This window comes from Pseudoalteromonas sp. A601 (genome assembly GCF_002165575.1).
Taxonomy (GTDB): Bacteria; Pseudomonadota; Gammaproteobacteria; order Enterobacterales; family Alteromonadaceae; genus Pseudoalteromonas.
The window spans coordinates 57,330-82,797 of sequence record NZ_MXQF01000018.1; the positions used below are offsets into that span (position 1 = coordinate 57,330).

A 25,468-nucleotide genomic window follows, 5' to 3' on the forward strand; every position below is an offset into this window, starting at 1 on the left:
GCAATCAATTCAACAATTAATGAAAGGAACACTCTCATGCAAGTTACAGGTAACAGCCAATTGCAAATGCAAGCATACAACTCTATGCAACAATCAAAGCCAGCTTTAGAACAAAGCGCTAGCAATAAAACCCTACAATCTGATACAGTGTCTATATCACAAGAAGCACTAGCGGCAGCTGGCGGTGCAGAAATTCAACGCGGTGGCGGGATTATCATTGATCCAGATAAGCGACCTCAATAGCTATTGGAATATGAATGTACTTGACTGAACATTTTGGTTTATCCTTAGGAGCCCTAGTTATATGGGGCTTCATGATGGCCTTTTTCTTTAATATATTTCTTTACTTTGCGACACCTAAAAAAAATTTAACTTTATTACTTAGTTCATTTATTCTTTTTTTATCTTATTTTAGTAGTGACTATTTTTTTTCTTGGTTTTCGACTACTGAAACTTATCTTCACTGGGCTGTATGGGATCTAGTGACAGTCGCAATTTTAATGGGAATTTGGAAATTTTCAAACACAGCTACGCCTTCTTCGTTTTTATACCTCTGTACTGGTTTAATAATCAATTGTTCATTATTTCTGTTAATTTATTATGATATCTACATATTGTATAATAAAGAGCCATGGATTCTCTGGGATATATATTCTTTCGGTGTGAATATTATCGACTTCACAATGATCGTTGCGCTGATTGTTGATAGAGATATTTTAGGGTTAATTAAGCTTAAAAACGGAATTAAAGCATTATTTAAAACACGTAATCTTAGCCACTCACTGTAGTAGTTATGTACATAAATGATGTAATAGGCCCTTATATCGGTGTGCTTATCGAGTGGGGCTTTTTGATGGCTTTCCTTTTTAAATTAGTTTCACAGCTAAATAACCCTGATAAATCAATAGTCCAACTATGTTTTTGCATGGCTTTTTCGTACATACTTAGTGATATTGTTCGTTTGTCATCAAGTAATTATATGAACTGGTTTATCTACGATTTAATAACTATCGTAGTTTTGCTGGTATGGTTTCTTATTATAAAAAAACATCAATTCCTCTTACTTTATTATATTCTAATAGGTCTAGGTTTGAATGCTCTACTGATGCTAGTAACACATTATGATATTTATGTTCGTCATAATAATGAGTATTGGTTCTTGTGGACAGTCTATTCTTACGGTGTAAACATAATAGACTTTTTAATGATAATGGCACTGACTACAGAAAAAGATTTTTTCTTTTTTAGAAAAGCCGTGAACACACAGAGGTCAGGGTATTCGCACAATATAGATAAGCAGCCTTTGGATAACTGATGAGCTCAATAGAGTATTATTTTGAGCTTTATGTAGCTTCATTCATTATGTGGAGCTTTCTTATGGTTTTTCTATTCAACTTGGTGAAAAAGTCTGCATTTCCCAAGGGGGATACAGCTCTAATGGCGGTATCGTTGACTATTTTTTTATTTTATTTGTTCTCAGATCCTCTCATTATTACTGTACTTGGCTTCGACATATTACACAGTAGTGTTACCTACCTATTTTGGTTTTCGTCTAACTTAGTTTGCCTATTGATAATCTTACGGCTTACCAGTGGTACATATCTTGGCAAACTACCCGCTAAGCTCTACATCATTATTGGTTTAACGGTGAGCATGCTGCTGTTTTTGGCAATGCATATCGATATTAATGTATTAATGAACTACGAGCCTTGGTGGTTTTGGACTTTTTACTCGATTACCGTCAATGTTATGGATGTGATGATGATTATTGCACTGTTAACTAACAAAGACTTTTTAGGGCTATTAGGGTGTTATAGATGGGTGTTTGAGACCAAGCAAAGTGCTTGATCTCAATGTATTTAGCGGTCGCTTTAAAAGCTTTTAAAAACGGTATTCCCAACTGGTTTTAACCGCGGTGTTTGTGTCTGAATCATTATTCAGCTCATCTTTGAATACGGAGCCAGTTACTTGCCAAAGGCCGCTAAATAGTGCTTGTTGATAACCAAGCTCTAATTGTACTCGTTTAAATGAGCCAATCTCTTGTGCAGGGGCTGTTATGAGTGACTCCCCGCTTAACCAGCGTAGCTTAGCAAAACCAGCATAACCATTCATTGTGTGATATTGGGCGCCTATGACTGCAGATTTGCTGTTATAAGGTGTTGAGCTGCCCATTAAGCGGTCTTTATGAATATAGCCTGCGCTGATATTAGTTAAGGTATCATTGCCATAAGTGCAATCCATTGCCGACACACACTCTTGTTGGGTATTGGTATACTCAAGGTAAGTTTTTAGTAGTTGCTTTTGATCGCCAAAAAAACTTTCAATGCCAACAGTATAAAATGGATCACTCGGGGCAAACCCACTGTCATTACGGCCCATTATCTCAGCGTAAAATCCAAGCGGTTGACCTGCTATTTGCGTAGAATATTTTGCATCTAGGCTGGTAAGCTGCTGCTTTTTATTGTCAGCTTCTAATGTTGTGGTATCAATATAAGAGCTAGTTAAGAAATCTGACCCTGATGTGCTGAACGCAATTTCAAGCCCAGGCAGCGGTGTACTGGCAAAACGCATTGCCCAATAATCACCTTCATCATTATTAGTAAGAGTCGGTTTTTGTTTAGCGTAAATACCGGTAAGTTGCCAGTTACCAATAAATGAAAAAAAGCTCGGTCCATCGTATTGCGTATTGGCGCGGTTAACTCTAACGCCTTTCATTGGCGCAGCGTTATTTGATAGGAGTAGGGCATTATCATTACTTGGCCCCCACCAGTGGCTTATTTGTTCTGCGCTAATAGACCAATCGGCAATCAGTACCGCTAAATAACTTCCCTGATAATTTGTGTACTTATCATCTAGCGCTTCATCTGCATAATTAACACTGACCTTGGCACTGACTCTATTTCCTGTAATAGAGCCGTAACTGTTTACTCCGCTTTTTTGTTGATCACGGCTGCCAAAACTCTGTTGCAAGTTTGCATCACTATTGTAGTTTGCTCTAATACCTGAGCTAGTGCTGTGCTTAGCATTTGCTAGGGCATGTTTTACATGTTGTAAGGCAAATTGACTTTGCACTGATAGCTTATCGCGATCAATATTATTTAGGTCTCGAGCAATACCTTGCCACATCAACGGGTAGCTATTAATTGGTTGCTTTATCACACCTTGATTAAAGAGCATTTCAATTGAAGCGCGTAAGAGTGGATCATCACTTTCAATCCAAGGTCCTGCTATGCTGGGCGCAGAAAGCGAGAGTAATGCGGCAAAGCTCGCAAGCTTAGTTAACTTCATCCGTGTAATTTATCCTCTAAAGCCTTAACGACAATTGGGCTCACAAACTCGCTGACATCACCTTTGTGGCGGGCTACTTCCTTAACTAATGTTGACGAAATAAATGAGTTTTTTTCAGCGGGCGTTAAAAAGACACTTTCTAAATCGGGGTTTAAACGCCTATTCATATTAGCTAGTTGGAATTCATAATCAAAATCAGAAACAGCGCGAATGCCTCTTATGAGTACATTGGCTTGGTGGTCACGAGCTAGATCAGCAAGTAAGCCAGAGAAGCCAATGACACAGACATTATCAATATGATTCAGTAGGCTATTAGCAATTTCTACACGCTCATCTAAGCTAAAGCAGGGTTTTTTGCTTGGATTATGTGCAATAGCAACAATAACAGTATCAAACATTTTAGCTGCACGTTGAATCAAGTCTGTGTGACCGTTCGTGAGCGGATCAAAGGTACCAGGGTAAATAGCTGTAACTTTCATATGATTTAGCTTAGTGTTGTTTTTGTGGTTATATTATCAGTGTTTTTACTGCAAATCAGCCTTGTTAAGGTAATCACTTGTTATTACTTAACGTTAGTATTATTCAAGGTGATTATTGTATCAGTTATATTTAAGATAGAAATTTTCAAGGTGGTGTTTTATTCGATTGGATTTGTATATACTGCGCGGCTAATATTATTTGCATAAACTTTGAGCATTTACTTTACTAACAACCTAGAGTAGCTGAATATATGAGTACCAAGGATAAAATAATTAAGACCAGCATAGAGCTGTTTAACCAGCACGGGGAACGTGCGATTACAACTAACCATATTGCTTCTCATATGGGGATTAGCCCTGGCAATCTTTATTATCACTTTAAAAATAAAGAAGACATTCTTCGTCATATTTTTGCGCTTTACAGTGAACATTTGCATACCCAATTTACGCCAGTAAGCAATGATAGTGATGGCTTTGTACAGCTCAGTGGCTATTTAGATGCGTTGTTTGAATTAATGTGGCGTTTTCATTTTTTCTACGACAATTTAGGCGATATCCTGTCTCGCGATGAAGTACTAAAAAAAGACTACATAGAATTTCAGTCAGCCTTACTCATGCAAGTGCGTGGTATCATAATAAGCTTACGTGATAACGGCTTAATGGAGCTTGACGATGAAGATGCTACAGAGCTGGCGCACATGTTAAAACTGACCGTAAGCTTTTGGACGCCGTATATTAAGGCACGTCGACTCAGTGGTGAGTTACTACAACAAGATATCTATAAAGGTATTTTAAAAGTGTTAGCGCTGTTTAAAGCTTATGCTGCAGAGCAAAGCTTGCCTAAGTTGAATCAATTAAAAGAAAAATACACCGAACTTGCACAGCAAACTCTACCGACTTAATCCAAACTAAGTTAAGCGGTACTTGTTTATTTCCTAGACGTTAGATTTTTTGCTATAATCGCGCGCCCAGCACTTGGGTGCGTGAATTCTTAAATTGCCAAACGAGTAAACTATGCTTAAATTTATCGTCAAACTTCATCCTGAAATAGCCATTAAAAGCCGTTCAGTACGTAAACGTTTTACTAAAGTGTTAGAAAATAACATTAAAATCGTGCTGCGTAAGCTAGACGAGAAAGTACAAGTTAAAAACAACTGGGATAATATTTCAGTTGTCACGCTCAGTGACGACGCACAGATGCGTCTTGATTTTATTGATTCTCTACAGCGTATACCTGGCATAGTGCAATTTATTGAGGTAACTGAAACAACCTACGAAAACCTTCACGACATCTATGAGATTGCCTTAGATCTTATCGGCCATACCATTGCAGGCAAAACCTTTTGTGTGCGCTGTAAACGACAAGGTAAGCACGACTTTACCTCTACAGATGTAGAGCGTTATGTAGGGGGAGGCCTTAACCAACATGTTGAAGGTGCGCGTGTACAGCTTAGTCGCCCTGAAGTGACAATTCGTATCGAAATAAAAGATGATAAAGCCTATATAGTTACGCAAACTCATTTTGGTATGGCCGGCTTCCCACTACCCACACAAGAAGATGTGCTATCACTTATGTCAGGTGGATTTGACTCTGGTGTTGCTAGCTATCAAATGATCCGTAAAGGTGCACGTACTCATTTTTTATTCTTTAACCTCGGTGGGGCGGCTCATGAGGTTGGTGTAAAGCAAGCCAGCTACTATATTTGGAAACAGTTTAGCTCTACACATAAAGTTAAATTTATAAGTGTGGATTTCGAACCTGTTGTTGCTGAAATTCTTGAAAACGTTGAAAACAGCCAAATGGGTGTGGTGCTTAAACGTATGATGATGCGTGCTGGTAGCCAAATAGCCGAGAAAATGGGAGTTCAAGCTTTAGTTACTGGTGAAAGTATTGGGCAAGTTTCAAGCCAAACATTGGCTAATTTAAGCGTGATTGATCGTGTAACTGAAACCCTTATTTTGCGTCCACTTATTCAACATGACAAGCAAGAAATTATAAACATCGCCCGTAAAATTGGCACCGCAGAAATGGCTGAAACTATGCCTGAGTACTGCGGCGTAATTTCGAAAAAGCCGACTGTTAAAGCAAAAATCCAGGTTATTGAAGCCGAAGAGCAAAAGTTTGACTTTGATGTACTCGATACGGTTGTTGCTAATGCTCGTATGATGGACGTGCGTGATATTGACGTAGAAGCAAAACAAGAGCTTAAAGAGGCTGAATCGGTTTCTGATTTACCCGTCGGTGCAGTGGTTGTTGATATTCGTTCACCTGAAGAAGAAGATGCTAACCCGTTAGAAATTAATGGTACTGAGGTTGTACATTTACCGTTCTTCCGTTTAGCGACTAAGTTTGGGGATTTACCACAAGATAAAGACTACTATTTATATTGCGCGAAAGGGGTGATGAGTCAATTACAGGCGCTGATATTACATGAAAATGGGTTTGCCAATGTGAAGGTATATCGCCCATAATAGTTTAGTTAATAGGTAGAAAGCGCGATTAATTCGCGCTTTTTTTATGCCTTATCATATCGAGAAAATACTGATTGTAAGGCGTTTTAACGCCAACTTTTGCTCCCTGTTGGCAAATGTAGCCACACATAGCATCGATTTCAGTTGGGCGGTTATGGGTAATATCCTGCTGCATTGATGAGTAGTTAAATGCAGTATCTGTCATCACTTGGTATGCTGTTGCTAGTGTATCCGCTAGATTGATATTGATACCTGACTTATTGGCAATAAAACACGACTCACTGAGTAAATTAAATACTTCAGTACTGAACCTAGGTGCTGTGAGCTCACCATTTTTAACATTGTAGTATGCACTTAACGGGTTAATTGCAATATTTATAAGTAACTTCTGCCAACGGATTAAAGCAATGTGTTTGCTATGACGGATATCAGGAATGGCTGATAGCTGTTTAACTATATCTGGTAGACCTTGGGTTGCGATATCATTACAACTGCCTAAAATACTCTCACCATCGCCGGTATGTACCACAGTATTAGAGTCAGCTTTGTAGCCTGCTAAGCGGGTGGTTAAAAAATAGAGAGCGTGTTGGCTTTTTAATTTAGTTAAAATAGCCTGTAGATCACTCATGCCATTATGTGATAAAACCAGCTGACATGATGGACTTAAGTAGGGGAGTAACTGAGCTAAAGCTTCATTTACTTGATATGCTTTAACCGCAAATATAACCGTGTCTATAGGTTTCAATTGTTCTAAATTTTTATTGCTTAAAACATTAACATTGATGATTTTGCTTTTATCAGAATCTTGATAATAATATTGATTGATTACTTTAGCTTTGCGAGAAATTAAGCTGATATGATTGTTAGCGCTTAAAAAGTGACTGTAAAGTAAACCTATTGCTCCATCGCCTACAATAACAATATTATCCATGATTGGGTTTTTTACCAATATGAAAAGCAAATTTGACTATGAAGTAACTGGCAGCACCAGCAAAGTCAGCAATAAAGTCAGCCACAGATGCTTGGCGGTAGGGTAGCATATCTTGCATTACCTCAATGGCGGCACCGTAGCCTGCTAGCGTTAAGATTTGCACCCATAATGGAATTTTAAATGCTTTGTCCATTACAACGGCAAGGACAAAAAAAATGCCAAAGTGGGCAACTTTATCAACATGTGGGAACAGATTGGCAGCGCCTTTGATTTCCTTGGCAAATAAAAAGGTAAAGGCCACTATACTGACTAAAAAAACAGCTTGGTAAACACGCCTAGTCACGATATATCCTAAATCGTTTAAAAATAGAGCCATAGTATATCAAACAAATTTAGTATCGCACCTGAACGAAACACAGAAATATGTAAAGATTTATAAAATAGGCGGTATAATATATAAATTAAAAAATCTTGTTAGGAGAGACTAATGCCTTCTTTTGATATTGTATCTGAAGTAGAAATGAATGAAGCACAAAACGCTGTTGATAATGCAAAACGTGAACTAGACACTCGTTTTGATTTTAGAGGTGTTGATGCATCAATTGAGCTAAACGATAAAACCATAAAACTTAAAGCAGAAGCTGACGCTCAAGTGCTGCAATTATTTGATATTTTAGCAAACAAAATATCAAAACGTGGTATGGATGTATCAAGCCTAGAGTTGCAAGATATCTCTCGTGCAGGAAAAAATGTTTTTCGTAACGTCGCTCTTAAGCAAGGTATTGAAAAAGACGTTGCTAAAAAAGTGGTTAAAGCAATTAAAGATTCAAAAGTGAAAGTGCAAGCTGCGATTCAGGGCGAAGAAATACGAGTGACAGGTAAAAAGCGCGATGACTTACAAGAAGCAATGCAAGTCGTTCGTAGTGCTGAATTGGGGCAGCCATTTCAGTTTAAAAACTTTAGAGATTAATCTAAGTACTGCGACAAGTTTAGGCGCTTTAAAACCTAACGATAGGTAAAGAAAAAGCCCCGTTGAGCAATCAGCGGGGCTTTTTAATACTGTTTTATGACTTTAAACTTTAAACTCATCGACTGACAAACGTAATTCCTCAGCGAGCTTTGCAACTTCAGAGCTTGAAATATTAGTTTGGTTCGCCCCTTCAGCTGTTTGCTCGGCAATCGCTACGATTGACTCAAGACGTTCGCTAATTTCTTGAGACACTTGCTGTTGCTCTTGTGCTGCGGTTGATATCTCTTCACTCACGTCATGAGCTTGCGCGACAGCAGTAGTGATAGAATCAAGAGCAGTATTGGCTAAATCTGATTGCTCAACACACGATTCAGCTTGTTGTTTGCCTTTGGACATAGCTGATACTGCTGCTTCAGCACCACTTTGCAGTGACTCGATCATTGCTTGAATTTCTTGTGTTGATTCTTGTGTTTTGCTGGCAAGAGAACGCACTTCATCAGCAACTACGGCAAAACCTCGACCTTGTTCACCTGCACGGGCAGCTTCAATTGCGGCATTAAGTGCGAGTAAGTTAGTTTGATCTGCGATACCACGAATAACATCAAGTATACTGCCAATAGAGGCGCTATCCTGATGTAATTTATTGATCACTTGTGATGCGTCGTCAACTTCGCGGGCGAGTTGTTCAATAGTTGCTTTGTTTTGGCTTGAAATACCTTTAACCCGATCCGCTTCTTTATCGGCATTTTTAATTTCTTTCAGTGCTTGTTGCGCACTGTTGCTAACCGTTTGTGAAGTACTGCTCATTTCGGTGGTTGCAGTTGCAGCTTGCTCCACTTGAGCTTGTTGGTTGCGAATTGCTTGGCTTGACTCACCGGTGATTGCCGATGTTTGCTCTGATGCAGCAGCAAGTTGTGTCGAGCGCGAAATAATTCCTTGGATCAAGCTTCTTAAACTGTCTATTAGGGTATTACAACTACGTGATAATTCACCAAACTCATCTTTAGCTGAATCATCTAAGCGCTGTGTCATATCCCCGCTGGCAACGATATCTAAAATGCGATTAACTTCAGCTAATGGTGTTGTTATCCGATTTACGGTGATAAAGGCAACCACAATAGCTAGTAAAGTTGCAGTAATCATACCAATCCATGTCCATAAATTGGCAGAATTAACATCGTTACTTACACCTTTTTGCAGCTCAAATGCCACGTTACTAGCTTGTTCTACAAGTTCATTGAGTTGTTTTAGCGCGGTGGTGGTGGCTTCATCAGCTTGTGCAAGCTCTGACTTTGTCATCGCGATTACGTCTATTAAGCGCTTTTTGTTAGCCGATAGGCTGTTGGTGCCTTGTATGTTTTCGCGGATAATCACTAAGTAATTATTTAAATCAGCAAATAAGTCAGGGTTATCGGCCTCTACAGCAGGTTTTAATAAACTAATACTACGCTCGACCTCTTCTAAATAATAGAGTTGTTCGTTTTTAACGATATCTAATGTATTTTGAGTTTGAACTGTTAGCATATCTGTACTGTTGGTCACTAGAGATAAAAAGTTATTCTCTAGCATATTAGCGGCTTGATAGGCGCGAGCATCATTTTCTTCAAGGCCATCTATATCAATAATATCTAGCACCACTGAATTTGCATCTTCTGCGGCCAACTCTATTGTTTCAAGCTGAGTTCGGAGTGTTTTGTTAATTTCAAGCTCATCAGCTTTGTCGTTCAATAAGCCATCAACAGCTTTGATAAAGCTGTTGTATGTTTTTTGCACATCTTGGCTGTTGCGGTTTAATTGCGGGTGATCACCCACAATGCTTTGTAACTGTGCCTTCGATTTAGCAAAGCGTTGTTTACGTTCTGTAATCGCGGTTTTGATAGGCGCTAGCTCTGCTGTTGAAGTAGTATAAAAGCTGGCTTGTGCAGCTTTACTCATTAATATAAATTCAACTTGAAGGTCTGAGCTTTCTTCTAATGCGGGTAATGATAACTGGTTTACCTGTTGTGAAGAATTGTTAATATTTGCAATTCTGAACAGTGAGTTACCCCCAATCAAAAGAAGCAATAGAGTGATGCAGATAAACCCACCCCAAATACGCTGGCTAACAGTTAAGTTCATATGAATTTCCATAAAAGAGTAGTAATTAGACTTTATCGGCTTAATTGCAGATAAGTTAAGTAATTAAATTTAATTACTTTTAACAATTATTATACTAAATCTAACAGAAGAACGCCTTTTTTTCAGTTAAATTTAATTAGATTTGGCAGAAATAACACTAAAGCATTGTTTATTTTTTAGCTCCATCAAAGTCATAGAGCCTCCCCACACACAGCCAGTATCAAGTGCATGAATATTTTTAAGGCCTGTTTTTCCCTCTAAAGATGCCCAGTGGCCAAATACAATATGATTTTTAAATGTGCTAAAACGAGAGTGGGAAAACCAAGGTATTATTGTGTTTGAGTCAGCAGTCGCCCCCTTACATTTAAGGTCTAACTGACCATCGACAGTTAGGTATCGCATTCGGGTAAAGTAATTCACAATAAATCGAAATTGCTCATATTGGGTTAGCTGCTCGCTCCATGAAGGAGGATGTTGGTCATACATGCGCTGAAAAAAGATTTGAGCCTCACTGCTTTGGTAGCACTTTTGGGCAAACTGAGCATGATTTAGCGCCTGCTTAATTGACCAGTCTGGGTTAAGGCCTGCATGAGATATAAATACGTTTTCTTGTTCTAGCCATAGCGCTAACGGCTGCTTTAATAGTAACTCAATATAGGCAGGGAGTTTTGGGGAGTCAAAAACAGTGTCTAATTTATCTTTAGGGTTTATCGGTTTACCAAGTAGATAACAAGCAATGAGGTGTAGGTCATGATTACCCAGTGTTACTGTGATGCTATTTTGGTTTTGATATAGATATTCTAAACATGCAAGCGAGTTTGGACCTCGCGCCACAATATCGCCTACCAAGTATAGGTGATCTTTACTCGGATTAAAGTCAACCTGTTGTAACAGGGCTTGAAACTCATCAAAACAGCCCTGTAAATCACCTATCGCATAGTTAGCCATAGTAAATTAATGCAAAATGTTTGGCTGAGCTAATCTAAACACATTAATAGGGGCATCAAACTCAGTGCCAAACTCATTTTTTAACGTGTAGTAACCTTGCATGGTACCCACGGGGGTATCCAGCACAGCACCACTGGTGTATTTATAACTTTCACCAGGCCCTATAGTGGGTTTTTCGCCAACAACACCTTCACCTTGAACTTCCACTTCTTTACCATTGGCGTCGGTTATCAACCAGTAGCGACTAACTAGCTTTGCACTACATAAACTGTGGTTTTTTATGGTAATAGAATACGCAAAAACGTATTTATCAAGTTCAGGTTGTGATTGACCTTCTACGTAAAAAGTTTCTACGGATACTTTAATGGGCGAGCCCAAATTACTGCTTGTTGTCATAAATCCAATTAGCTATATCTATAAATTGTTGTAACGAAAGGCTTTCAGCACGAAGAGTAATATCAATGCCAATGCTTGTGAGTTCATCTGCAGTCAGTAAATTAGCTAAGCTGTTACGCAAAGTTTTACGGCGCTGGTTAAAGGCTTCTAGGCAAACCGTGTTTAAGATTTTAACGTTTTTCGCGGTACGTTGATCTGGTTTTTTCGGTATCAAGCGAATAACCGCAGAGTCAACTTTTGGTGCTGGCTTGAAGCATTCAGGCGGCACTTCAACTACAGGCATCGCATTGCAATAATACTGCGTCATAACACTTAAGCGACCAAATGTTTTACTACCAGGGCCTGCCACCATACGTTTTACGACTTCTTTTTGTAGCATAAAATGCATGTGTTCAACATTATCTGCAAATTCAAACAGGTGAAAAAGTAGCGGTGTTGAAATGTTATATGGCAAGTTACCAAATACTTTTAGCTTTTTGTCATCACGTACTAAGCTTGAAAAATCAAACTTCATTGCATCGCCTTGATGCACGGTTAGTTTTGGCCCTAAAAATGGGTGCTCAGTTAATCGCTGAGCAAGGTCTTTATCTAGTTCAACAACGGTTAGATGACCACTTAATTCACTTACAGGCTCAGTGATGGCACCAAGACCAGGACCAATTTCTACAAGATTATCTTCAGGTTTTGGATCGATAGCGGTGACTATTTTATCAATAATCGATTCATCGAATAAAAAGTTCTGGCCAAAACGTTTACGGGCACGGTGCCCTAAATGTACTTTATCTGTCATTGATTCTGTGCTTTTTCATGGGCGAGCTTAATTGCTTCGCGGATCGCTAATTCAAAACTACCCACTTCAGCATGACCAGTACCAGCTAAATCTAGGGCTGTCCCATGGTCAACTGAGGTGCGAATAAAAGGTAAACCTAAAGTGATATTCACTGACTTACCAAATCCTTTGTATTTTAGCACAGGTAAGCCCTGATCGTGATACATTGCAAGTACAGCATCTGCTTGAGATAGGTATTTATCTTGAAATAATGTATCAGCGGGCAACGGGCCAATTAAATTCATTCCCTGATTGTTTAATAACTCAAGGGTAGGCGTGATAGTTTCAATTTCTTCACGGCCTAAGTGGCCATCTTCACCAGCGTGCGGGTTTAAGCCACACACGAGAATACGTGGTTTTTCAATACCAAACTTAGTTTGTAAGTCATGATTTAAAATGCCGGCTACTTTTGATAAGCGTTCAACTGTTATAGCACGTGATACATAGGCCAAAGGAATATGTGTCGTCACTAGAGCCACACGTAAACCTTCAGTTGCTAACATCATTACTACGTCGGCGGTATTTGATTGCTGAGCAAAGTATTCAGTGTGGCCACTGAATGAAATGCCCGCTTTATTAATAATGCCTTTATGTACAGGCCCGGTAACCACAGCATCAAATGTGCCGTCCATGTTTTTCTCTGACGCTATGCGCAGTGTATCAAGGACATATTGGCCATTTGCATCATCTAATACGCCTAGCTCGACCTGTGCACCTAAATCAACTTGATGTAAATATACAGTCCCAGCAGGGCTGGTGGTGGCAGGTGCTGATTCATCAAATTCAATTAAGTTAATTGTTAAACCAAGCTGTTCAGCTCGTTGCTTTAATAATTGGCCGTCTGCAATTACAACAAGTTGAGCAGGCCAATCATGTTGGGCTAACTTTAGCAGTAAATCTGGGCCAATCCCGGCAGGTTCACCGGGAGTAATCGCTATACGTAACGTCATTTGTTACTCATCAATTGGGAAAATTTCAACGTGGGCTTGTTCACGCATTTCTTGCTGCCAGTTAAAACTTTCTTCTTTAAATTTACGGTTAAATAACATGCCGTGCGCACGGTTTCTCTTAGCTAGCTCAGTTTTGTCTGCAACACGCTTATCAAGCAGTTGCACAATATGCCAACCAAATGTAGTTCTAAATGGGTCACTAATTTCATTTTGATCAAGCGATAGCAAAGTATCTCTAAACGCAGGTACGTAGGTTGTTGGATCTGTCCAATCGTACTCACCACCTTTAAGTGCTGAACCTGGGTCTTCTGAATACTCTTTAGCTAATTCACCAAAGTCAGCTGTGCCAGCTCGTAGCTCCTTGGCAAAGCCATTTAGCATGGTGCGTGCTTTTTCTTCACTTAAGATAATAGATGGCTTAATCAAAATATGACGAGAACGAACTTCAGTTGTTTCGACCACTTGGCGACCACGAATATCTTGTACTTTTACAATGTGGAAACCTGCACCAGAGCGAAGTGGACCAATTATCGCCTCTTTTTTCGCCCCTTTTACAGCTTCTGCAAATAATGACGGCATTTCGTTAATGCTCATCCAACCTAACTGGCCGCCTTCAAGTGCCTTAGAACCACTCGAGGAAGAGATTGCAATACGTTTAAACTCTTTACCGTCTTGTAAAAACTCGATGACTTTATCAGCACGAGTCTTAGCACTAGCAATTTCATCTGCGGAGGCGTTATTAGGGATATCTATTAAGATATGACCAATATCATATTCTTCCGTATTTTGGCCTTGGCTTTCCATAATCTTTAATAAGTTATCAACTTCTTGTGGGCTGATATAAATACGGCGATCGACGTTAGCACGCATAACTTGTTGCGTGGTGATCTCTTTACGAATCTCTTCACGGTATGATTGAAAGCTTTCACCTGAGGCCTCAATTGTACGACGTAAGTCAGCAATTGTACCGCCTTGCTCTTTCGCCATGCCGACTAGGGTTTGATCAAGTTGACTGTCTGAGATCTCAAGGCCCATACGTTCGGCCAATTGCATCATTAGGGTTTGATTAACCAGACGCTCCATTGCTTGAATACGCAATGTTTCATCAGAAGGAAGTTCTTGGCCTTGTTCCTTCGCTTGTGCTTTAACACGGTTAACTATAGTGTCTACTTCACTTTGTAAAATAACACCCTGATTAACAATACCTACTACCTTGTCTATTTCAACAGGGGCTGCGATAACACTTTGACATAACCCAAAGCTTAAAAATGCTGATGCTAATAATTTTTTTAAATTCATACTTTTTCTAATACTCTTGCTAATAGTACGGTAATACTAGTTATTAAGAAAATACGGTCTACGATAGCCAAAAATACCTTGTTGTAATAATTTTTGTGCATCATAACGGCTTTTACTACCTAATCCTTTCAAGACAATGTTAAACCCAATGCTTGAATCAAATGTAGCTTGTTCTTGGCCTATAGCCTGGTTTAAATCGGTTTCAATTTGGCGACTAGCTGTTAATTGGAATGCCCAACAGCACGATTCGTATTGCAATCCAGTAAATATTTCAATACTACGCCCCGTCTCTAAGTCACGGTGATAACTGTTTACAAACTGCCATTGTTCACTAATTGGAAAGCTAGTAAAAAAGCCAACTTGTTCGATTGTATTGCCTGAGACATCATTTGCATAGCGATGGTTCAATTGTACCAGCTGATTATTATCACCTTTGTAATCTAAAGTAACGTTAGACTGGATTACTTGCTTGCCATCGGTGTCATATTGAATACCACCTGATAAATACCAGCGACGGTGCCAATGTATCATGCTTTGCGCTGCAAACAATGCATTATAATTAGTGTCGGAATTCAGTCCTTGCTCTGTCGGCTTGGCTGAATCTTCTAAATAAAAAATTTGTCCGGCACTGAAATTAAACAGCTCTTCGCTCTTATCGTTAAATAATCGGGTTGTAGCACCTAAAGTAAATTGGTTGGCTGCGGCAATACGGTCAATGCTCGAAAAACGACTGTCGCGAAATAAACCAAAAAAATCATCTTGTAGTTTTGTTGTATCGTATAAACCAATATCAGATTGATCCTCATCAGGTGTATATAAATATTGCACCTGAGGTTCAAGAGTTTGAATGCCGTTACTAACTAACGTTGTATCACGCTCAAAGTTTAGCTGGCTATACAAACGCACTTTAGGCAAGGTTCTGGATACTGACTCAGAATACCCGCTTCCGGCTAAATCACCTTCTTGTTTGTAGTTAGTGTGTAAAACACTAAACTCAGATAAAAATGACCATGCATACTCTTGATAGCCATAACTCGCTTTTGGTTCAATATGCACACGTGTTGCTTTATCGATGATTGCAGAGCTATTGGTAAAGTGGCTTAACTCACCATCCAGAGTTAGCTCAATATCACTGAAGCTAAATGGCGCTGTTTGAGAGAAACTAATTTGTGGCCAAGCCGCATATGACTCAACGTGATTACCCAACACTTCAAAGTTTTGCACTTTTATATCAGTACGCCAGCGTTCGCCTAAGTACGATAATGAACCGGTACGGTACAACTGAGTATCTGTGCGGGTGGCATAATCTGAACCCAAATCAGTTAGGTAGTTATCATCACTAACATTCGTAATATCTATGTTGGCTCGCCATTTTTCACCAAAGTAGCTTTGTTGCTGCCAATGAAAAAGGTAACGATCGTCCAGCTCAGGTTCTGAATCATCTTTATTCAAGTATTCTAAGCCTAATAAACCTTCACTAGTCTCACTAAGGTAGCGAAATTCGGTGATTAATTGCAGTCCTTTTTTAGACATATACCTAGGTGTTATAGTGGCATCGTAATTGGGCGCAATGTTCCAGTAATAAGGAGTAACAGACTCGATGCCATAACGGTCGGAAGTTGAAAAATTAGGTGTTAGTAGGCCTGACTTTCTACGTTCATCAATTGGGAATGTAAAATAGGGTAAGTACAGCACTGGCGTATCCAATATACGCAATACCATGTCATGGGTTTCACCCCAACCTTCTTCACGAGATAAGTCGATTTCATCCGCTTCTATTGCCCAAAGAGGAACCGCCTCAGGGCAGGTAGTAAAGCTTGCGTTCAGCAGGTTTAAGCCAGACTCGTTGACTGTGAGCTTTTCGGCTCCACCGTGACCTTGTTGCTGCGTTAGTTTGTAATCTGCGCCAAGCAAACTGATTTGTGAATTATTTAAATCTGCATTTAATCCAGCACTATTTACTTCGCTCACAGTGTCGCGGTAAGTAATTGGGCCTGTGGCATTAAGTAACCCACGCTGTTTGTCAATAAGTGCACTTTGTGCGGACAAACTCATAGTAAGGGTGTTAATATCAACGTTACCGGTAAATTCTGCGCTTTGGGTACCAAGCAGTTCTATATCATCTGAACGGATATCGACCATGCCCAAGTCAAGGCCAGCAAGCGGTTGCCAAGCTCTGGTTTGCATTGAATTGCCACAAAAGTTGTGTGTCAGCTCAGTTTCGGCAAGCGATGGTGCGCTAATTACGCTTAGCATCATTATGCCCCAGGTTTTGCTCATTTATTAACCTTAATATGCTGTCATTGAATATAGGTCTGACATAATAAAGGAAAACAATGGCAAATACAGTATTTGACTTAGTGAAAAATAGATATCGAGTGTAATGAATCGTTTTAAAAGTTTACAACAGTTTTTAACCCCGCACTTTAATGATGAAGAATATCAGTTAGCTGCGATCACGGGAGATGCCAGTTTTCGTCGCTATTTTCGCTTAAATCGCGGTCAAGATAGCTTTATCGTGATGGACTCCGATCCGCAAGTTCTCGATAACACACCTTACATAGAACTTAATAAAGTGTTTTCAGAGCACGGTTTTACTCTACCTAAAATTCTACACGCGGATGAAAAACAAGGTTTTTTCTTATTAAGTGACCTTGGTAACACACACCTTGCAGATTTGCTCGATGATGAAGAACGTACAAATCATTACAAACACCTTATAGATCTCAGTGCGCAATGGGCAAAAATGCCCGCTGTTGAGCATATGAAGGATTTTGATCGCAACTTTTTAGAGTTTGAACTAAGCATATTCTTAGAATGGCTTGTTGAGGGATTTTTAGCGCTAGAGTTAAATAATTCAACAAAAGCCATTTGGAAAAATAGCTGTGAAGTATTAATTGAAAATATTTTAGCGCAACCTACGGTAACTGTTCATCGAGACTTTCATAGCCGTAATATTATGCGCAGTAATCAGCAATGGGCCATTATTGATTATCAAGACGCCGTACAAGGCCCCGTGTGTTATGACTTGGTGTCGTTACTGCGTGATTGTTATTTCAAGTTACCTCACGATGAGCTTGAATTTTTACTTAAGCATGCATATAAAGAGTTTGAACAACAAGATTTAATTAGCGATGTTAGCTTTTCGCAGTTTACCCAATGGTTTGATTTAACTGGCGTGCAACGCCACTTAAAAGCGGCGGGAATTTTCTGTCGACTCAATTTACGTGATGGCAAACTTGGTTATATGAACAATGTATTACCAACACTACGTTATATAGTGGATGTTTCAAAAGAACATACTACGCTGGCTGAACTGGGTTGTTGGATAGAACAAGAGATTATTCCGGCCACACTTATTGCAGTAAAAGAGCAAATGGGTAGTTAGTATGAAGGCGATGATTTTAGCCGCAGGACGTGGTCAGCGGATGATGCCGCTTACTGCATCTGTGCCCAAACCTATGTTAACAATAATGGGTAAACCATTAATTGAATATCATATTGAACGCTTAAAAGCGGCAGGTATTACAGAAATAGTTATTAACCTTGCGTGGCACGCAAATAAGATAACCGAGTACTTTGCAGATGGCCAAGCATTTGGCGTTAATATTCATTATAGCCAAGAGCCCGAGCAAGGCCTTGAAACTGCCGGTGGGATAATTCGTGCGTTACCACTTTTAGGTGATGACTTTATTGTTATTAATGGTGATGTATTTACCGATTATGATGTGAATGCATTAAAAACGCTGCATTTAGATGAAGGTGAAAGTCATATCGTGCTTGTTGAAAACCCACCTCATAACCCAAATGGTGACTTCACATTGCGCCACTTAGGGCCACAAAGCCAAAAGTATACGTTTTCTGGCATTAGCCGGTTTAAAGCATCGTTTTTCCAAGGTATACCAGATGGTGTATTACCGTTGGGACCTCTACTACGCGAGGGTTTAGCTTTGGCTGATATATCAACTGAACTTTACATCGGTATGTGGAATGATATTGGCACACCTGAGCGTTTAACACAGTTAAATGAGCAGTTAACCGAAACACTAAAAGGAGTACCTCATGTGGGGTAAGATTTTAGGGGCCTGTTTTGGCTTTATGTTTGGCCGAATTATAGGTTTATTTATCGGCCTTTATCTAGGTCATATGTTTGATAAAAGCCTCAAGCAAAATTTTGATAAAGCCGGTGGTTTTTCAAGTTTATTTAATGGTGATGATGATATTGATCAACGCCAGGCGCTATTTTTTACCAGCTGCTTTGCTGTTATGGGGCATATTGCGAAATCAAATGGCCGAGTGAGTGAAACACATATTCGCGCAGCTAGTTTATTTATGGACGAAATGGGCTTGTCGGGTGAAAACCGAACAGAAGCACAAGATGCATTCAAGGCGGGCAAAGAAGCTGACTTCTCATTAAAAGAAACGGTGTATGATTTTAAAGAGCGATTTGCACGTCGCCATGATTTACTGCAGTTATTTTTAGAAATTCAAATTCAAATGGCTTTTTCTGACGGCGTATTAGCAGCTCAAGAAAAAGAGCTATTGCAAGAAGTGAGTAAGCAGTTAGGGATTTCTAAAACCCACTTTGCATTTGTATTAAAACGTTATCAGGCAGAGTTTAACTTTCGCCAGCAACAACAACGTTACCAGCAGCAACAGCAGCGCCAACAAGGACAAAGTAGTAGCTATCGAGAAGGTTCAGGACATCATGTTCCACCAAATAACAATGGTATGAATCGCACTCAAGCATTGGCATTGTTAGGGCTCAATAATGAAGCCAGCGCACGAGATATAAAAGTAGCGTACCGTAAGCTTATGGCTCAGCATCATCCTGATAAGCTCGTTTCTCAAGGGTTACCAAAGCATATGATGGAGTTGGCTGTTAAAAAGAGCCAAGATATCCAATCAGCCTACGAGTTTTTAAAAAAGGCGGCGTAAAAAGCCGTCTATCTCCTTACTTAAGCGCTCATGTTGCTGAGGCTCTGAGCGTAGACCAAATAATTCGCGCTGGCGGTAATCATATTTACTGTGGCGCTTAACCCAACGTTTTCTATCTGCCACACTAAGTAACAAATCAGGATTATCATTACTGTAAAAAACATCTAATAGCGGCGGACTAATGGTCGAGACTAGAGTGTTTAGTTGCTGATTTCTTTCATAGTTGGGTAAATAGCTACTCAAACTAATGAATGCATCAATGTTGTTATTTGGAAAGCTTGCATAATGCTCCAGTAGTACGCCTGCACTCGCTCCTTGAGCTATAAGTACTATTTTACCACCTTCATCAAGCGCGCTTTGGTATAGGGCTTCAAAACGAGCCACTAAGTTTTCTTTATAATCATCTATTACATCGTCATTGATATATGCAAGTGCATCAACGTGTTTCGGTGTAACCTCGTTTTCGCTCGTATCAGTTTGGGTCTCTGCGGCTTCTTTTTCTGCTTCAGAATTTGATTCGGGGGCTACCTCTTTTTGCTCATCCGTAGCCTCTTCAGTGTTATTACCATCTTCAGCTGTTCTTTGTTCTGTACTTGCTTGCCAGTTGATATCAGGCACTGTCATAGCGATAGTTGTGTAACCAAAATCAGTTAAATGAGTGCGTAAAAAGTTAATCCCAGCGTTATTTGTTGGTAAATTTTGCCAATCTGGAATAATTAGAACTACGCCACGCTGCTCGGCGCTCATATACTCGCGGTATAGGCTAATAAACTCATCTTCACCGACTTGCAGCGGTTTTATTTCTCCATGGGGGGTTAGACGAGATATGTCGCTACTTGTAATTGTTGACCAAGGAGTCGGTGCTATATGCTCAGCCGCACGCGCTTGCTGGCTAATGAGTAAAGCACCCAATACGCTGATAGATAAAGCTAAGCGTGTTCGTTGCTTAATTAAAGCAGCTAAAACCATAAACAATAACACCGATAAAAACTAATAATTAGCTATCGGCTATACGGGCTAAAAGTTTAATGTATTTTGCAGAGCCTAAAAATCTGGCTCTGCTTCAAAGGTCATTGATTGCTCGCTGCTAGGGTGTGACAGCTTTAGCATTTGTGCATGCAGTTGTAAGCGCGGTGCGCCAGCTAGTGCATCAGGGTGAGCATAAAGTCTATCGCCTAGAATAGGGTGGCCTAATGACAGCATATGAACTCTTAATTGATGCGAGCGGCCAGTAATAGGTGTTAGCTCTACACGAGTGGCATTTTTTTCATATTCAAGCACTTTAAAGTGCGTTAGGGAAGGTTTGCCGTTTTCGTGATCAACCATTTGTTTTGGACGATTAGGCCAGTCACAAATAAGCGGTAAATCAACAGAGCCCGTTGCTTGTTCTAACTTACCATAAACGCGGGCAATGTAGCGTTTTGCAGTTTGGCGTTCTTGAAATTGCATACTCAGGTGGCGATGCGCGGCTTTATTCATAGCTAAACAAATAATCCCCGACGTTGCCATATCTAAACGGTGAACAATTTTAGCTGTTGGAAAAACACGATTCACACGTGATATTAAACAATCTGCATGTTTCGGATCTTTACCGGGAACGGTTAATAATTCACTGGGTTTATTTACAATCAATAAATCGTCATCTTGATACAAAATGGTTAAATACGGAGCGAGCGGGGGATTGTAATTAATTAACACGGCAGACCTCAGTGATTTTTAAGTGCGCTATTTTAGTGGAGTGAGTCATTAGGCTCAAGGGAAAAGGTAAAAGTTTAATTGCATGCTTTTTGATCTGGTGTAAAATTACACCAGATTAAAGTTGCAGGAGCTTATTATGGCAAGACAAAGTATTTCACTTACAGAAAAAAATGATTTATGGCTACGTAATCATGTAGAAAATATCGGCGACTACGCAAATAAAAGTGAACTGGTGAATGATTTAATACGCCGTGCAAGAAGGGCTGAGGCGATAAATAGTAAGCTTGCTAAGTCAGAACAAAGTGGCTTTAGCGCTCAATCGGCCGACGAAATGTTAGCAGAATTCAAATCAAATACTAAGTAATGCGAACATTTAAGCTCTCAAATGATGCGAAAGAAGACTTACGTCGCATTTATCAATATGGTTGCCAAGAGTTTTCACAGCAACAAGCGGATACTTACTTTTACAGTTTCTTCGCTATGTTTGAAAAACTAGCTGCAAATCCTTATTCCTACCAATCAGTTGACCATATACGTACAGGCTATCGGCGCGCTGTTTGCGGCTCAGACAGTATTTATTACAGGATTACAGAAACTGATGTTGAAATAATGGCTATATTAGGTGGCCAAGATACTGATGAATGGTTGTAATTCTTTTATTTAGGGGACATAGATGAAGTTAAGCCATGAGCGAAAAATAGCATCAAAAAAAGGAATAGTTTGTCGGTCAAAAAGAGGTCAACAAATTAGTCCAAGATTTAGTATTGATCCTATTACGACGACAATTGTTATTGGTGTTGCTGCTGCAGGGGTTACCATTTATAAAGATGCTTTTAAGCCAACGTATAAAAAAATTTCGAGAAGACTTGCTAACAAACCATATTCCGAATACGCAGAATCTAAATATATAAAATGTCTATGTAAACAGTCTAAGTTCTCAGGAAAGCTATGTGGAGCAGAGGCTATGCTATATGAAACTACGTTGAATGATAAGCCAGTTATTTTGATTAGGTGTAGTAAAGTAAAACATCACGTAATGGACTATAGAACAGGTAAGTTAATTAAGCATAACAAGCTTGCGATGTGAGCCAAACTGAAGAATTAAATATAAAAGCGCGGTGTTTATACCGCGCTTTTTGAAATGGTTTAATAATATCTAACTAACGGCTACACCCCTAGTGTGATACCACAATTAAGCGAATCGCATCGAGTTTTAACTGGGCTTTTTCAATATGCGTGGTTAATTCACTGCGCTGCTTATCGTAAAAAGTCAGTTCTTCTTCACGAATATTAGGGTTAATTTGCTTCAGGGCAGCTAAGCGGGCTTGTTCTTGTGCTAACGACTGTTGCATTTGCTCAAGGGCTTCGGTGCGAATAACTTCTAATTTAGCCTGTGCCATCTCTTGAGCTGATTTAATCATTGGGTGAATCGCGCTTTGCAGTGCACCTGCAAGTTTACTTGCCGTTTGACGACCCACTGCTGAAAGTTGCTGATTAAAGCCATCAAAACCGACATTATCACCTAGGTTGTTACTCGCTTTATCAAGCAAGATGCGGATCGGAGTAGGAGGTAAGAAACGACCAATCTGTAAAGATTTAGGCGCCATAGCTCCACCAACAAAAATAAGCTCAACAAAGAAAGTACCAGCAGGCAGTTTTTTGTTTTTCAACAGCGCAACAGAGGCAGTACCAAAATCATCATCGCAAATCATATCGAGCGTGCCTTGGACCATTGGGTGATCCCAACTGATAAAGTGTACGTCTTCTTGTGAAAGTGCGGTGTCACGGTCAAAAGTAACGGTGATGCCATCATCTTTTAAGCTTGGGAACGATGGGTTTAGCATGTGCTCCGTTGGCTTTAAAATTATGGTATTTTCGCCTTTATCTTCTTGGCTTACGCCGAATGTATCGAATACGTTGATCATGTAACTTGGTAATTCAAACTGATTATCGAGTTTTTCAATATCAGTGACTAATGAATCAGCAGCACCTTGACCTGATGAATGCAGCTCGAGTAAACGGTCACGGCCGCTTTCCATTTGCTTACGCAACTTCGTATTCTGGCTAGCAACTTGCTCAAGCAGTGGGTCCAACTCGTCTTCATCGCAGTTATGCGCGGCAATAAACTCAAGCAAGTCTTCACTGAACTCTTTATATAGCAATTGCCCAGTGGTCGAGGTTGTTTCAAATGCGTCTAGGCCTTCATTGTACCAACGCAGCAGTACTTCTTGTGCTGTGTTTTCAAAGTATGGCACATGAATGTTCACATCTTGCGTTTGGCCAATTCGGTCTAAGCGACCGATACGTTGCTCTAATAAATCAGGGTTAAGTGGTAAATCAAATAACACTAAGTGATGAGCAAACTGGAAGTTACGCCCTTCTGAGCCAATTTCAGAACAAAGTAGAATTTGCGCATTATCGTACTCATCAGCAAAGAACGCGGCTGCGCGGTCTCGTTCTATAATCGACATACCTTCGTGGAATACTGAAGCTTTAATTGCTTCACGTTCACGCAGGATTTGTTCAAGACTAATTGCAGTTTCTGCTTTTGCACAAATCAGTAATACTTTTTCGTGCTTGAGAGTTTTAAGTGTGTCAATTAGCCAATCTACACGCGGATCAAACGCGCCCCAGCTGGCACTTTCGCCTTCGAACTCTTGGAATATTTTTTCAGGGAATAAAGCACGTTGTGCGCTTAATTCAGCACTTTGAATCCCGCTCATATTACCCAGTACTGAGATAGCCGTTTTATACTGCTTAGGCATTGTCATTGAATAGGCGTGTAGTTTACGGCTAGGGTAACCATCAATACCGCTGCGGCTATTTCTAAATAAAATACGCCCTGTACCATGACGGTCAAGCAGCATAGATAGAATTTCTTTGCGAGCTGCGTCATCACCATTTTGTGCTTGTTCTAACACCGTGGTGATATCGGTTTCTTTTAGCAATTCAATAAGGGTTGCTTTGGCATCGTCGTCAAGTGCTTGATTTTGCAATAACTGGTTAGCAGCCTCTGCAACATTTTTATAATTACTTTCTTCTTCAACAAATGCATCGTAATCATAAAAACGATCAGGGTCGAGTAATTGTAAGCGAGCGAAGTGGCTACGATGACCCAGTTGATCTGGTGTTGCGGTTAATAAAATAAGCCCAGGAATATCTTGGCTTAATTCGGCCATGCGTTGATATTCTGTACTTGGCTTACCATTATTAAGACTTAAATGATGAGCTTCATCAACAATTAATAGATCCCAATCGGCAAGTGTTGCTTGTTCAAACCAGCGTTTTTTCTTGGTGATAAACTCAAGGCTAGTAAGTACTAACTGCTCTGTTTCAAATACATTTGGCGAGTCGGCAAAGGCTTCATCACAACGTTCTTCATCGAAAATAGAAAAATGTAAATTAAAACGGCGTAGCATTTCAACTAGCCATTGATGCTGCAGGTTTTCAGGCACCACAATAAGAACACGACTAGCACGGCCACTGATAATTTGCTGGTGTAATATCATGCCTGCTTCAATGGTTTTACCTAGGCCTACTTCATCAGAAAGTAATACGCGAGGGGCAAAACGTTTACCCACTTCTTGGGCAATGTATAACTGATGAGGAATAAGGCTTGCACGTTGACCAATTAAGCCTTTAATAGGAGATTGCTGGCGTTCAAATTGATGTTGCCACGTTTGATAACGTAATGTGTAACGATCAAAACGGTCTACTTGACCAGCAAAAAGGCGGTCTTGTGGCTTATTAAACTTGATAAAGTGATCAAGAAAGGTTTCTTTTAATTGTGCTTGTTCACCGTTATCAACACGAGTGCCGTGATAACACAGTAGTTCACCTTGAACTTCAATAGATTCGACTTCAAGTTCCCATTCTTCAACGCTTTTGATCACATCGCCAGGATTAAATGCCACGCGAGTCACCGGCGCTTCTGTCATCGAATAAACGCGGTTTTCGCCACTGGCGGGAAATAATATGCTGACCTGACGGCCTTCAAGGGCAACGACTGTGCCTAATCCTAAATCTGACTCTGTATCACTGATCCAACGCTGACCTAAGGAAAAATTCATGTATGTCTCGTCTATGAAGAAAAAGGCGGCTATGTTACCTGTTACCTAACACCACTGCAAGGCGCTAACTAGCTCACTTTTA

At 39.9% G+C, this 25,468-nt stretch carries 26 protein-coding genes; 12 read left to right on the forward strand and 14 right to left on the reverse strand.

The window, feature by feature from the left end:
• Positions 1–36 precede the first annotated feature (36 nt).
• From B5G52_RS15235 to B5G52_RS15250, 3 genes are all read left to right on the forward strand, one after another.
• Positions 37–243 carry a hypothetical protein gene (locus B5G52_RS15235; RefSeq protein WP_087533500.1) on the forward strand — a complete coding sequence of 69 codons (207 nt, stop codon included), beginning with the start codon at positions 37–39 and terminating at the stop codon, positions 241–243.
• 14 nt (positions 244–257) lie between these two features.
• Positions 258–788 carry a hypothetical protein gene (locus B5G52_RS15240; protein WP_087533501.1) on the forward strand — a complete coding sequence of 177 codons (531 nt, stop codon included), beginning with the start codon at positions 258–260 and terminating at the stop codon, positions 786–788.
• A gap of 589 nt (positions 789–1,377) precedes the next feature.
• Complete coding sequence (locus B5G52_RS15250) at positions 1,378–1,848, forward strand: hypothetical protein (protein WP_140394336.1); 471 nt, start codon at positions 1,378–1,380, stop codon at positions 1,846–1,848.
• Positions 1,849–1,881: 33 nt separating this feature from the next.
• Here B5G52_RS15250 and B5G52_RS15255 read toward each other — a convergent pair whose 3' ends face one another.
• Both B5G52_RS15255 and coaD read right to left on the reverse strand, forming a co-directional pair.
• Positions 1,882–3,288 (reverse strand): capsule assembly Wzi family protein, encoded by a 1,407-nt coding sequence (locus B5G52_RS15255; protein ID WP_087533504.1) that lies wholly within the window; start codon positions 3,286–3,288, stop codon positions 1,882–1,884.
• Entirely contained in the window at positions 3,285–3,767 is a 483-nt protein-coding gene (gene coaD / locus B5G52_RS15260; RefSeq protein WP_087533505.1) for a pantetheine-phosphate adenylyltransferase, read from the reverse strand. Before coaD ends, B5G52_RS15255 begins: the two co-directional genes overlap by 4 nt.
• Positions 3,768–4,018: 251 nt before the next feature.
• Here coaD and B5G52_RS15265 point away from each other — a divergent pair, with 251 nt between their 5' ends.
• Both B5G52_RS15265 and thiI read left to right on the forward strand, forming a co-directional pair.
• On the forward strand, positions 4,019–4,669 hold the full coding sequence (locus tag B5G52_RS15265; protein ID WP_087533506.1) for a TetR/AcrR family transcriptional regulator: 651 nt from the start codon (positions 4,019–4,021) through the stop codon (positions 4,667–4,669).
• A 112-nt stretch (positions 4,670–4,781) separates the two neighbouring features.
• Positions 4,782–6,239, forward strand: coding sequence for a tRNA uracil 4-sulfurtransferase ThiI (gene thiI / locus B5G52_RS15270; RefSeq protein ID WP_087533507.1), 1,458 nt, complete (start codon positions 4,782–4,784; stop codon positions 6,237–6,239).
• Between the two features lie 28 nt (positions 6,240–6,267).
• Here the strand turns inward: thiI and B5G52_RS15275 are convergent, their stop codons facing one another.
• Entirely contained in the window at positions 6,268–7,170 is a 903-nt protein-coding gene (locus B5G52_RS15275; protein ID WP_087533508.1) for a ketopantoate reductase family protein, read from the reverse strand.
• Positions 7,163–7,513: a VanZ family protein gene (locus B5G52_RS15280; protein ID WP_087533545.1), complete on the reverse strand. Its 351-nt coding sequence runs from the start codon at positions 7,511–7,513 to the stop codon at positions 7,163–7,165. The genes B5G52_RS15275 and B5G52_RS15280 overlap by 8 nt, the downstream gene beginning before the upstream one ends.
• 144 nt (positions 7,514–7,657) lie before the next feature.
• Between B5G52_RS15280 and B5G52_RS15285 the strand changes: the two genes are divergently transcribed.
• Positions 7,658–8,140: a YajQ family cyclic di-GMP-binding protein gene (locus B5G52_RS15285; RefSeq protein ID WP_087533509.1), complete on the forward strand. Its 483-nt coding sequence runs from the start codon at positions 7,658–7,660 to the stop codon at positions 8,138–8,140.
• 102 nt (positions 8,141–8,242) lie between these two features.
• Here B5G52_RS15285 and B5G52_RS15290 read toward each other — a convergent pair whose 3' ends face one another.
• The 7 genes from B5G52_RS15290 to lptD all read right to left on the reverse strand — a co-directional run bounded on the left by B5G52_RS15290 (position 8,243) and on the right by lptD (position 16,960).
• The gene (locus B5G52_RS15290) at positions 8,243–10,258 is read right to left on the reverse strand and encodes a methyl-accepting chemotaxis protein (RefSeq protein WP_087533510.1); all 2,016 of its coding nucleotides are present in this window, start codon (positions 10,256–10,258) and stop codon (positions 8,243–8,245) included.
• Positions 10,259–10,390: 132 nt separating this feature from the next.
• On the reverse strand, positions 10,391–11,206 hold the full coding sequence (locus B5G52_RS15295; RefSeq protein WP_087533511.1) for a symmetrical bis(5'-nucleosyl)-tetraphosphatase: 816 nt from the start codon (positions 11,204–11,206) through the stop codon (positions 10,391–10,393).
• A gap of 6 nt (positions 11,207–11,212) precedes the next feature.
• Positions 11,213–11,602 carry a Co2+/Mg2+ efflux protein ApaG gene (apaG, locus tag B5G52_RS15300; protein WP_087533512.1) on the reverse strand — a complete coding sequence of 130 codons (390 nt, stop codon included), beginning with the start codon at positions 11,600–11,602 and terminating at the stop codon, positions 11,213–11,215.
• Complete coding sequence (gene rsmA, locus B5G52_RS15305; protein ID WP_087533513.1) at positions 11,586–12,392, reverse strand: 16S rRNA (adenine(1518)-N(6)/adenine(1519)-N(6))-dimethyltransferase RsmA; 807 nt, start codon at positions 12,390–12,392, stop codon at positions 11,586–11,588. Before rsmA ends, apaG begins: the two co-directional genes overlap by 17 nt.
• Positions 12,389–13,381: a 4-hydroxythreonine-4-phosphate dehydrogenase PdxA gene (pdxA, locus tag B5G52_RS15310; protein WP_087533514.1), complete on the reverse strand. Its 993-nt coding sequence runs from the start codon at positions 13,379–13,381 to the stop codon at positions 12,389–12,391. The genes rsmA and pdxA overlap by 4 nt, the downstream gene beginning before the upstream one ends.
• A 3-nt stretch (positions 13,382–13,384) precedes the next feature.
• Entirely contained in the window at positions 13,385–14,680 is a 1,296-nt protein-coding gene (surA, locus tag B5G52_RS15315) for a peptidylprolyl isomerase SurA (RefSeq protein WP_087533515.1), read from the reverse strand.
• 36 nt (positions 14,681–14,716) lie between these two features.
• Complete coding sequence (gene lptD / locus B5G52_RS15320) at positions 14,717–16,960, reverse strand: LPS assembly protein LptD (RefSeq protein WP_087533516.1); 2,244 nt, start codon at positions 16,958–16,960, stop codon at positions 14,717–14,719.
• A gap of 103 nt (positions 16,961–17,063) precedes the next feature.
• Here lptD and B5G52_RS15325 point away from each other — a divergent pair, with 103 nt between their 5' ends.
• Genes B5G52_RS15325 through djlA form a run of 3 tightly spaced genes read left to right on the forward strand, consistent with a single transcriptional unit; the run spans position 17,064 to position 19,618 of the window.
• Positions 17,064–18,068: an aminoglycoside phosphotransferase family protein gene (locus B5G52_RS15325; protein ID WP_087533517.1), complete on the forward strand. Its 1,005-nt coding sequence runs from the start codon at positions 17,064–17,066 to the stop codon at positions 18,066–18,068.
• Between the two features lies 1 nt (position 18,069).
• Positions 18,070–18,753, forward strand: a complete 684-nt coding sequence (gene murU / locus B5G52_RS15330; RefSeq protein ID WP_087533518.1) for an N-acetylmuramate alpha-1-phosphate uridylyltransferase MurU — start codon at positions 18,070–18,072, stop codon at positions 18,751–18,753.
• On the forward strand, positions 18,743–19,618 hold the full coding sequence (gene djlA / locus B5G52_RS15335; protein WP_087533519.1) for a co-chaperone DjlA: 876 nt from the start codon (positions 18,743–18,745) through the stop codon (positions 19,616–19,618). The genes murU and djlA overlap by 11 nt, the downstream gene beginning before the upstream one ends.
• Here the strand turns inward: djlA and B5G52_RS15340 are convergent.
• Both B5G52_RS15340 and rluA read right to left on the reverse strand, forming a co-directional pair.
• Positions 19,601–20,587, reverse strand: coding sequence for a DUF3530 family protein (locus tag B5G52_RS15340; RefSeq protein ID WP_087533520.1), 987 nt, complete (start codon positions 20,585–20,587; stop codon positions 19,601–19,603). The genes djlA and B5G52_RS15340 overlap by 18 nt on opposite strands.
• Before the next feature lie 75 nt (positions 20,588–20,662).
• Positions 20,663–21,316, reverse strand: coding sequence for a bifunctional tRNA pseudouridine(32) synthase/23S rRNA pseudouridine(746) synthase RluA (gene rluA / locus B5G52_RS15345; protein WP_087533521.1), 654 nt, complete (start codon positions 21,314–21,316; stop codon positions 20,663–20,665).
• A 136-nt stretch (positions 21,317–21,452) separates the two neighbouring features.
• Here rluA and B5G52_RS15350 point away from each other — a divergent pair, with 136 nt between their 5' ends.
• Genes B5G52_RS15350 through B5G52_RS15360 form a run of 3 tightly spaced genes read left to right on the forward strand, consistent with a single transcriptional unit; the run spans position 21,453 to position 22,403 of the window.
• On the forward strand, positions 21,453–21,680 hold the full coding sequence (locus B5G52_RS15350; RefSeq protein ID WP_087533522.1) for a CopG family transcriptional regulator: 228 nt from the start codon (positions 21,453–21,455) through the stop codon (positions 21,678–21,680).
• Positions 21,680–21,967 carry a type II toxin-antitoxin system RelE/ParE family toxin gene (locus tag B5G52_RS15355; protein ID WP_087533523.1) on the forward strand — a complete coding sequence of 96 codons (288 nt, stop codon included), beginning with the start codon at positions 21,680–21,682 and terminating at the stop codon, positions 21,965–21,967. Before B5G52_RS15350 ends, B5G52_RS15355 begins: the two co-directional genes overlap by 1 nt.
• A gap of 22 nt (positions 21,968–21,989) precedes the next feature.
• A complete protein-coding gene (locus B5G52_RS15360; protein ID WP_087533524.1) occupies positions 21,990–22,403 on the forward strand; it encodes a hypothetical protein in 414 nt (137 codons plus the stop codon).
• An 88-nt stretch (positions 22,404–22,491) separates the two neighbouring features.
• On the opposite strand, the gene rapA is transcribed toward B5G52_RS15360, so the two are convergent.
• The gene (gene rapA / locus B5G52_RS15365) at positions 22,492–25,386 is read right to left on the reverse strand and encodes an RNA polymerase-associated protein RapA (protein ID WP_087533525.1); all 2,895 of its coding nucleotides are present in this window, start codon (positions 25,384–25,386) and stop codon (positions 22,492–22,494) included.
• Between the last annotated feature and the right edge of the window lie 82 nt (positions 25,387–25,468).

What these genes read in the sequence shown, in the direction of transcription:
- B5G52_RS15235 (WP_087533500.1), top strand. Translation starts at nt 37, where the DNA reads ATGCAAGTTACAGGTAACAGCCAATTGCAAATGCAAGCATACAACTCT.
- B5G52_RS15240 (WP_087533501.1), top strand. Translation starts at nt 258, where the DNA reads ATGTACTTGACTGAACATTTTGGTTTATCCTTAGGAGCCCTAGTTATA.
- B5G52_RS15250 (WP_140394336.1), top strand. Translation starts at nt 1,378, where the DNA reads ATGGTTTTTCTATTCAACTTGGTGAAAAAGTCTGCATTTCCCAAGGGG.
- B5G52_RS15255 (WP_087533504.1), bottom strand. Translation starts at nt 3,288, where the DNA reads ATGAAGTTAACTAAGCTTGCGAGCTTTGCCGCATTACTCTCGCTTTCT.
- coaD (WP_087533505.1), bottom strand. Translation starts at nt 3,767, where the DNA reads ATGAAAGTTACAGCTATTTACCCTGGTACCTTTGATCCGCTCACGAAC.
- B5G52_RS15265 (WP_087533506.1), top strand. Translation starts at nt 4,019, where the DNA reads ATGAGTACCAAGGATAAAATAATTAAGACCAGCATAGAGCTGTTTAAC.
- thiI (WP_087533507.1), top strand. Translation starts at nt 4,782, where the DNA reads ATGCTTAAATTTATCGTCAAACTTCATCCTGAAATAGCCATTAAAAGC.
- B5G52_RS15275 (WP_087533508.1), bottom strand. Translation starts at nt 7,170, where the DNA reads ATGGATAATATTGTTATTGTAGGCGATGGAGCAATAGGTTTACTTTAC.
- B5G52_RS15285 (WP_087533509.1), top strand. Translation starts at nt 7,658, where the DNA reads ATGCCTTCTTTTGATATTGTATCTGAAGTAGAAATGAATGAAGCACAA.
- B5G52_RS15290 (WP_087533510.1), bottom strand. Translation starts at nt 10,258, where the DNA reads ATGAACTTAACTGTTAGCCAGCGTATTTGGGGTGGGTTTATCTGCATC.
- B5G52_RS15295 (WP_087533511.1), bottom strand. Translation starts at nt 11,206, where the DNA reads ATGGCTAACTATGCGATAGGTGATTTACAGGGCTGTTTTGATGAGTTT.
- apaG (WP_087533512.1), bottom strand. Translation starts at nt 11,602, where the DNA reads ATGACAACAAGCAGTAATTTGGGCTCGCCCATTAAAGTATCCGTAGAA.
- rsmA (WP_087533513.1), bottom strand. Translation starts at nt 12,392, where the DNA reads ATGACAGATAAAGTACATTTAGGGCACCGTGCCCGTAAACGTTTTGGC.
- pdxA (WP_087533514.1), bottom strand. Translation starts at nt 13,381, where the DNA reads ATGACGTTACGTATAGCGATTACTCCCGGTGAACCTGCCGGGATTGGC.
- surA (WP_087533515.1), bottom strand. Translation starts at nt 14,680, where the DNA reads ATGAATTTAAAAAAATTATTAGCATCAGCATTTTTAAGCTTTGGGTTA.
- lptD (WP_087533516.1), bottom strand. Translation starts at nt 16,960, where the DNA reads ATGAGCAAAACCTGGGGCATAATGATGCTAAGCGTAATTAGCGCACCA.
- B5G52_RS15325 (WP_087533517.1), top strand. Translation starts at nt 17,064, where the DNA reads ATGAATCGTTTTAAAAGTTTACAACAGTTTTTAACCCCGCACTTTAAT.
- murU (WP_087533518.1), top strand. Translation starts at nt 18,070, where the DNA reads ATGAAGGCGATGATTTTAGCCGCAGGACGTGGTCAGCGGATGATGCCG.
- djlA (WP_087533519.1), top strand. Translation starts at nt 18,743, where the DNA reads ATGTGGGGTAAGATTTTAGGGGCCTGTTTTGGCTTTATGTTTGGCCGA.
- B5G52_RS15340 (WP_087533520.1), bottom strand. Translation starts at nt 20,587, where the DNA reads ATGGTTTTAGCTGCTTTAATTAAGCAACGAACACGCTTAGCTTTATCT.
- B5G52_RS15350 (WP_087533522.1), top strand. Translation starts at nt 21,453, where the DNA reads ATGGCAAGACAAAGTATTTCACTTACAGAAAAAAATGATTTATGGCTA.
- B5G52_RS15355 (WP_087533523.1), top strand. Translation starts at nt 21,680, where the DNA reads ATGCGAACATTTAAGCTCTCAAATGATGCGAAAGAAGACTTACGTCGC.
- B5G52_RS15360 (WP_087533524.1), top strand. Translation starts at nt 21,990, where the DNA reads ATGAAGTTAAGCCATGAGCGAAAAATAGCATCAAAAAAAGGAATAGTT.
- rapA (WP_087533525.1), bottom strand. Translation starts at nt 25,386, where the DNA reads ATGAATTTTTCCTTAGGTCAGCGTTGGATCAGTGATACAGAGTCAGAT.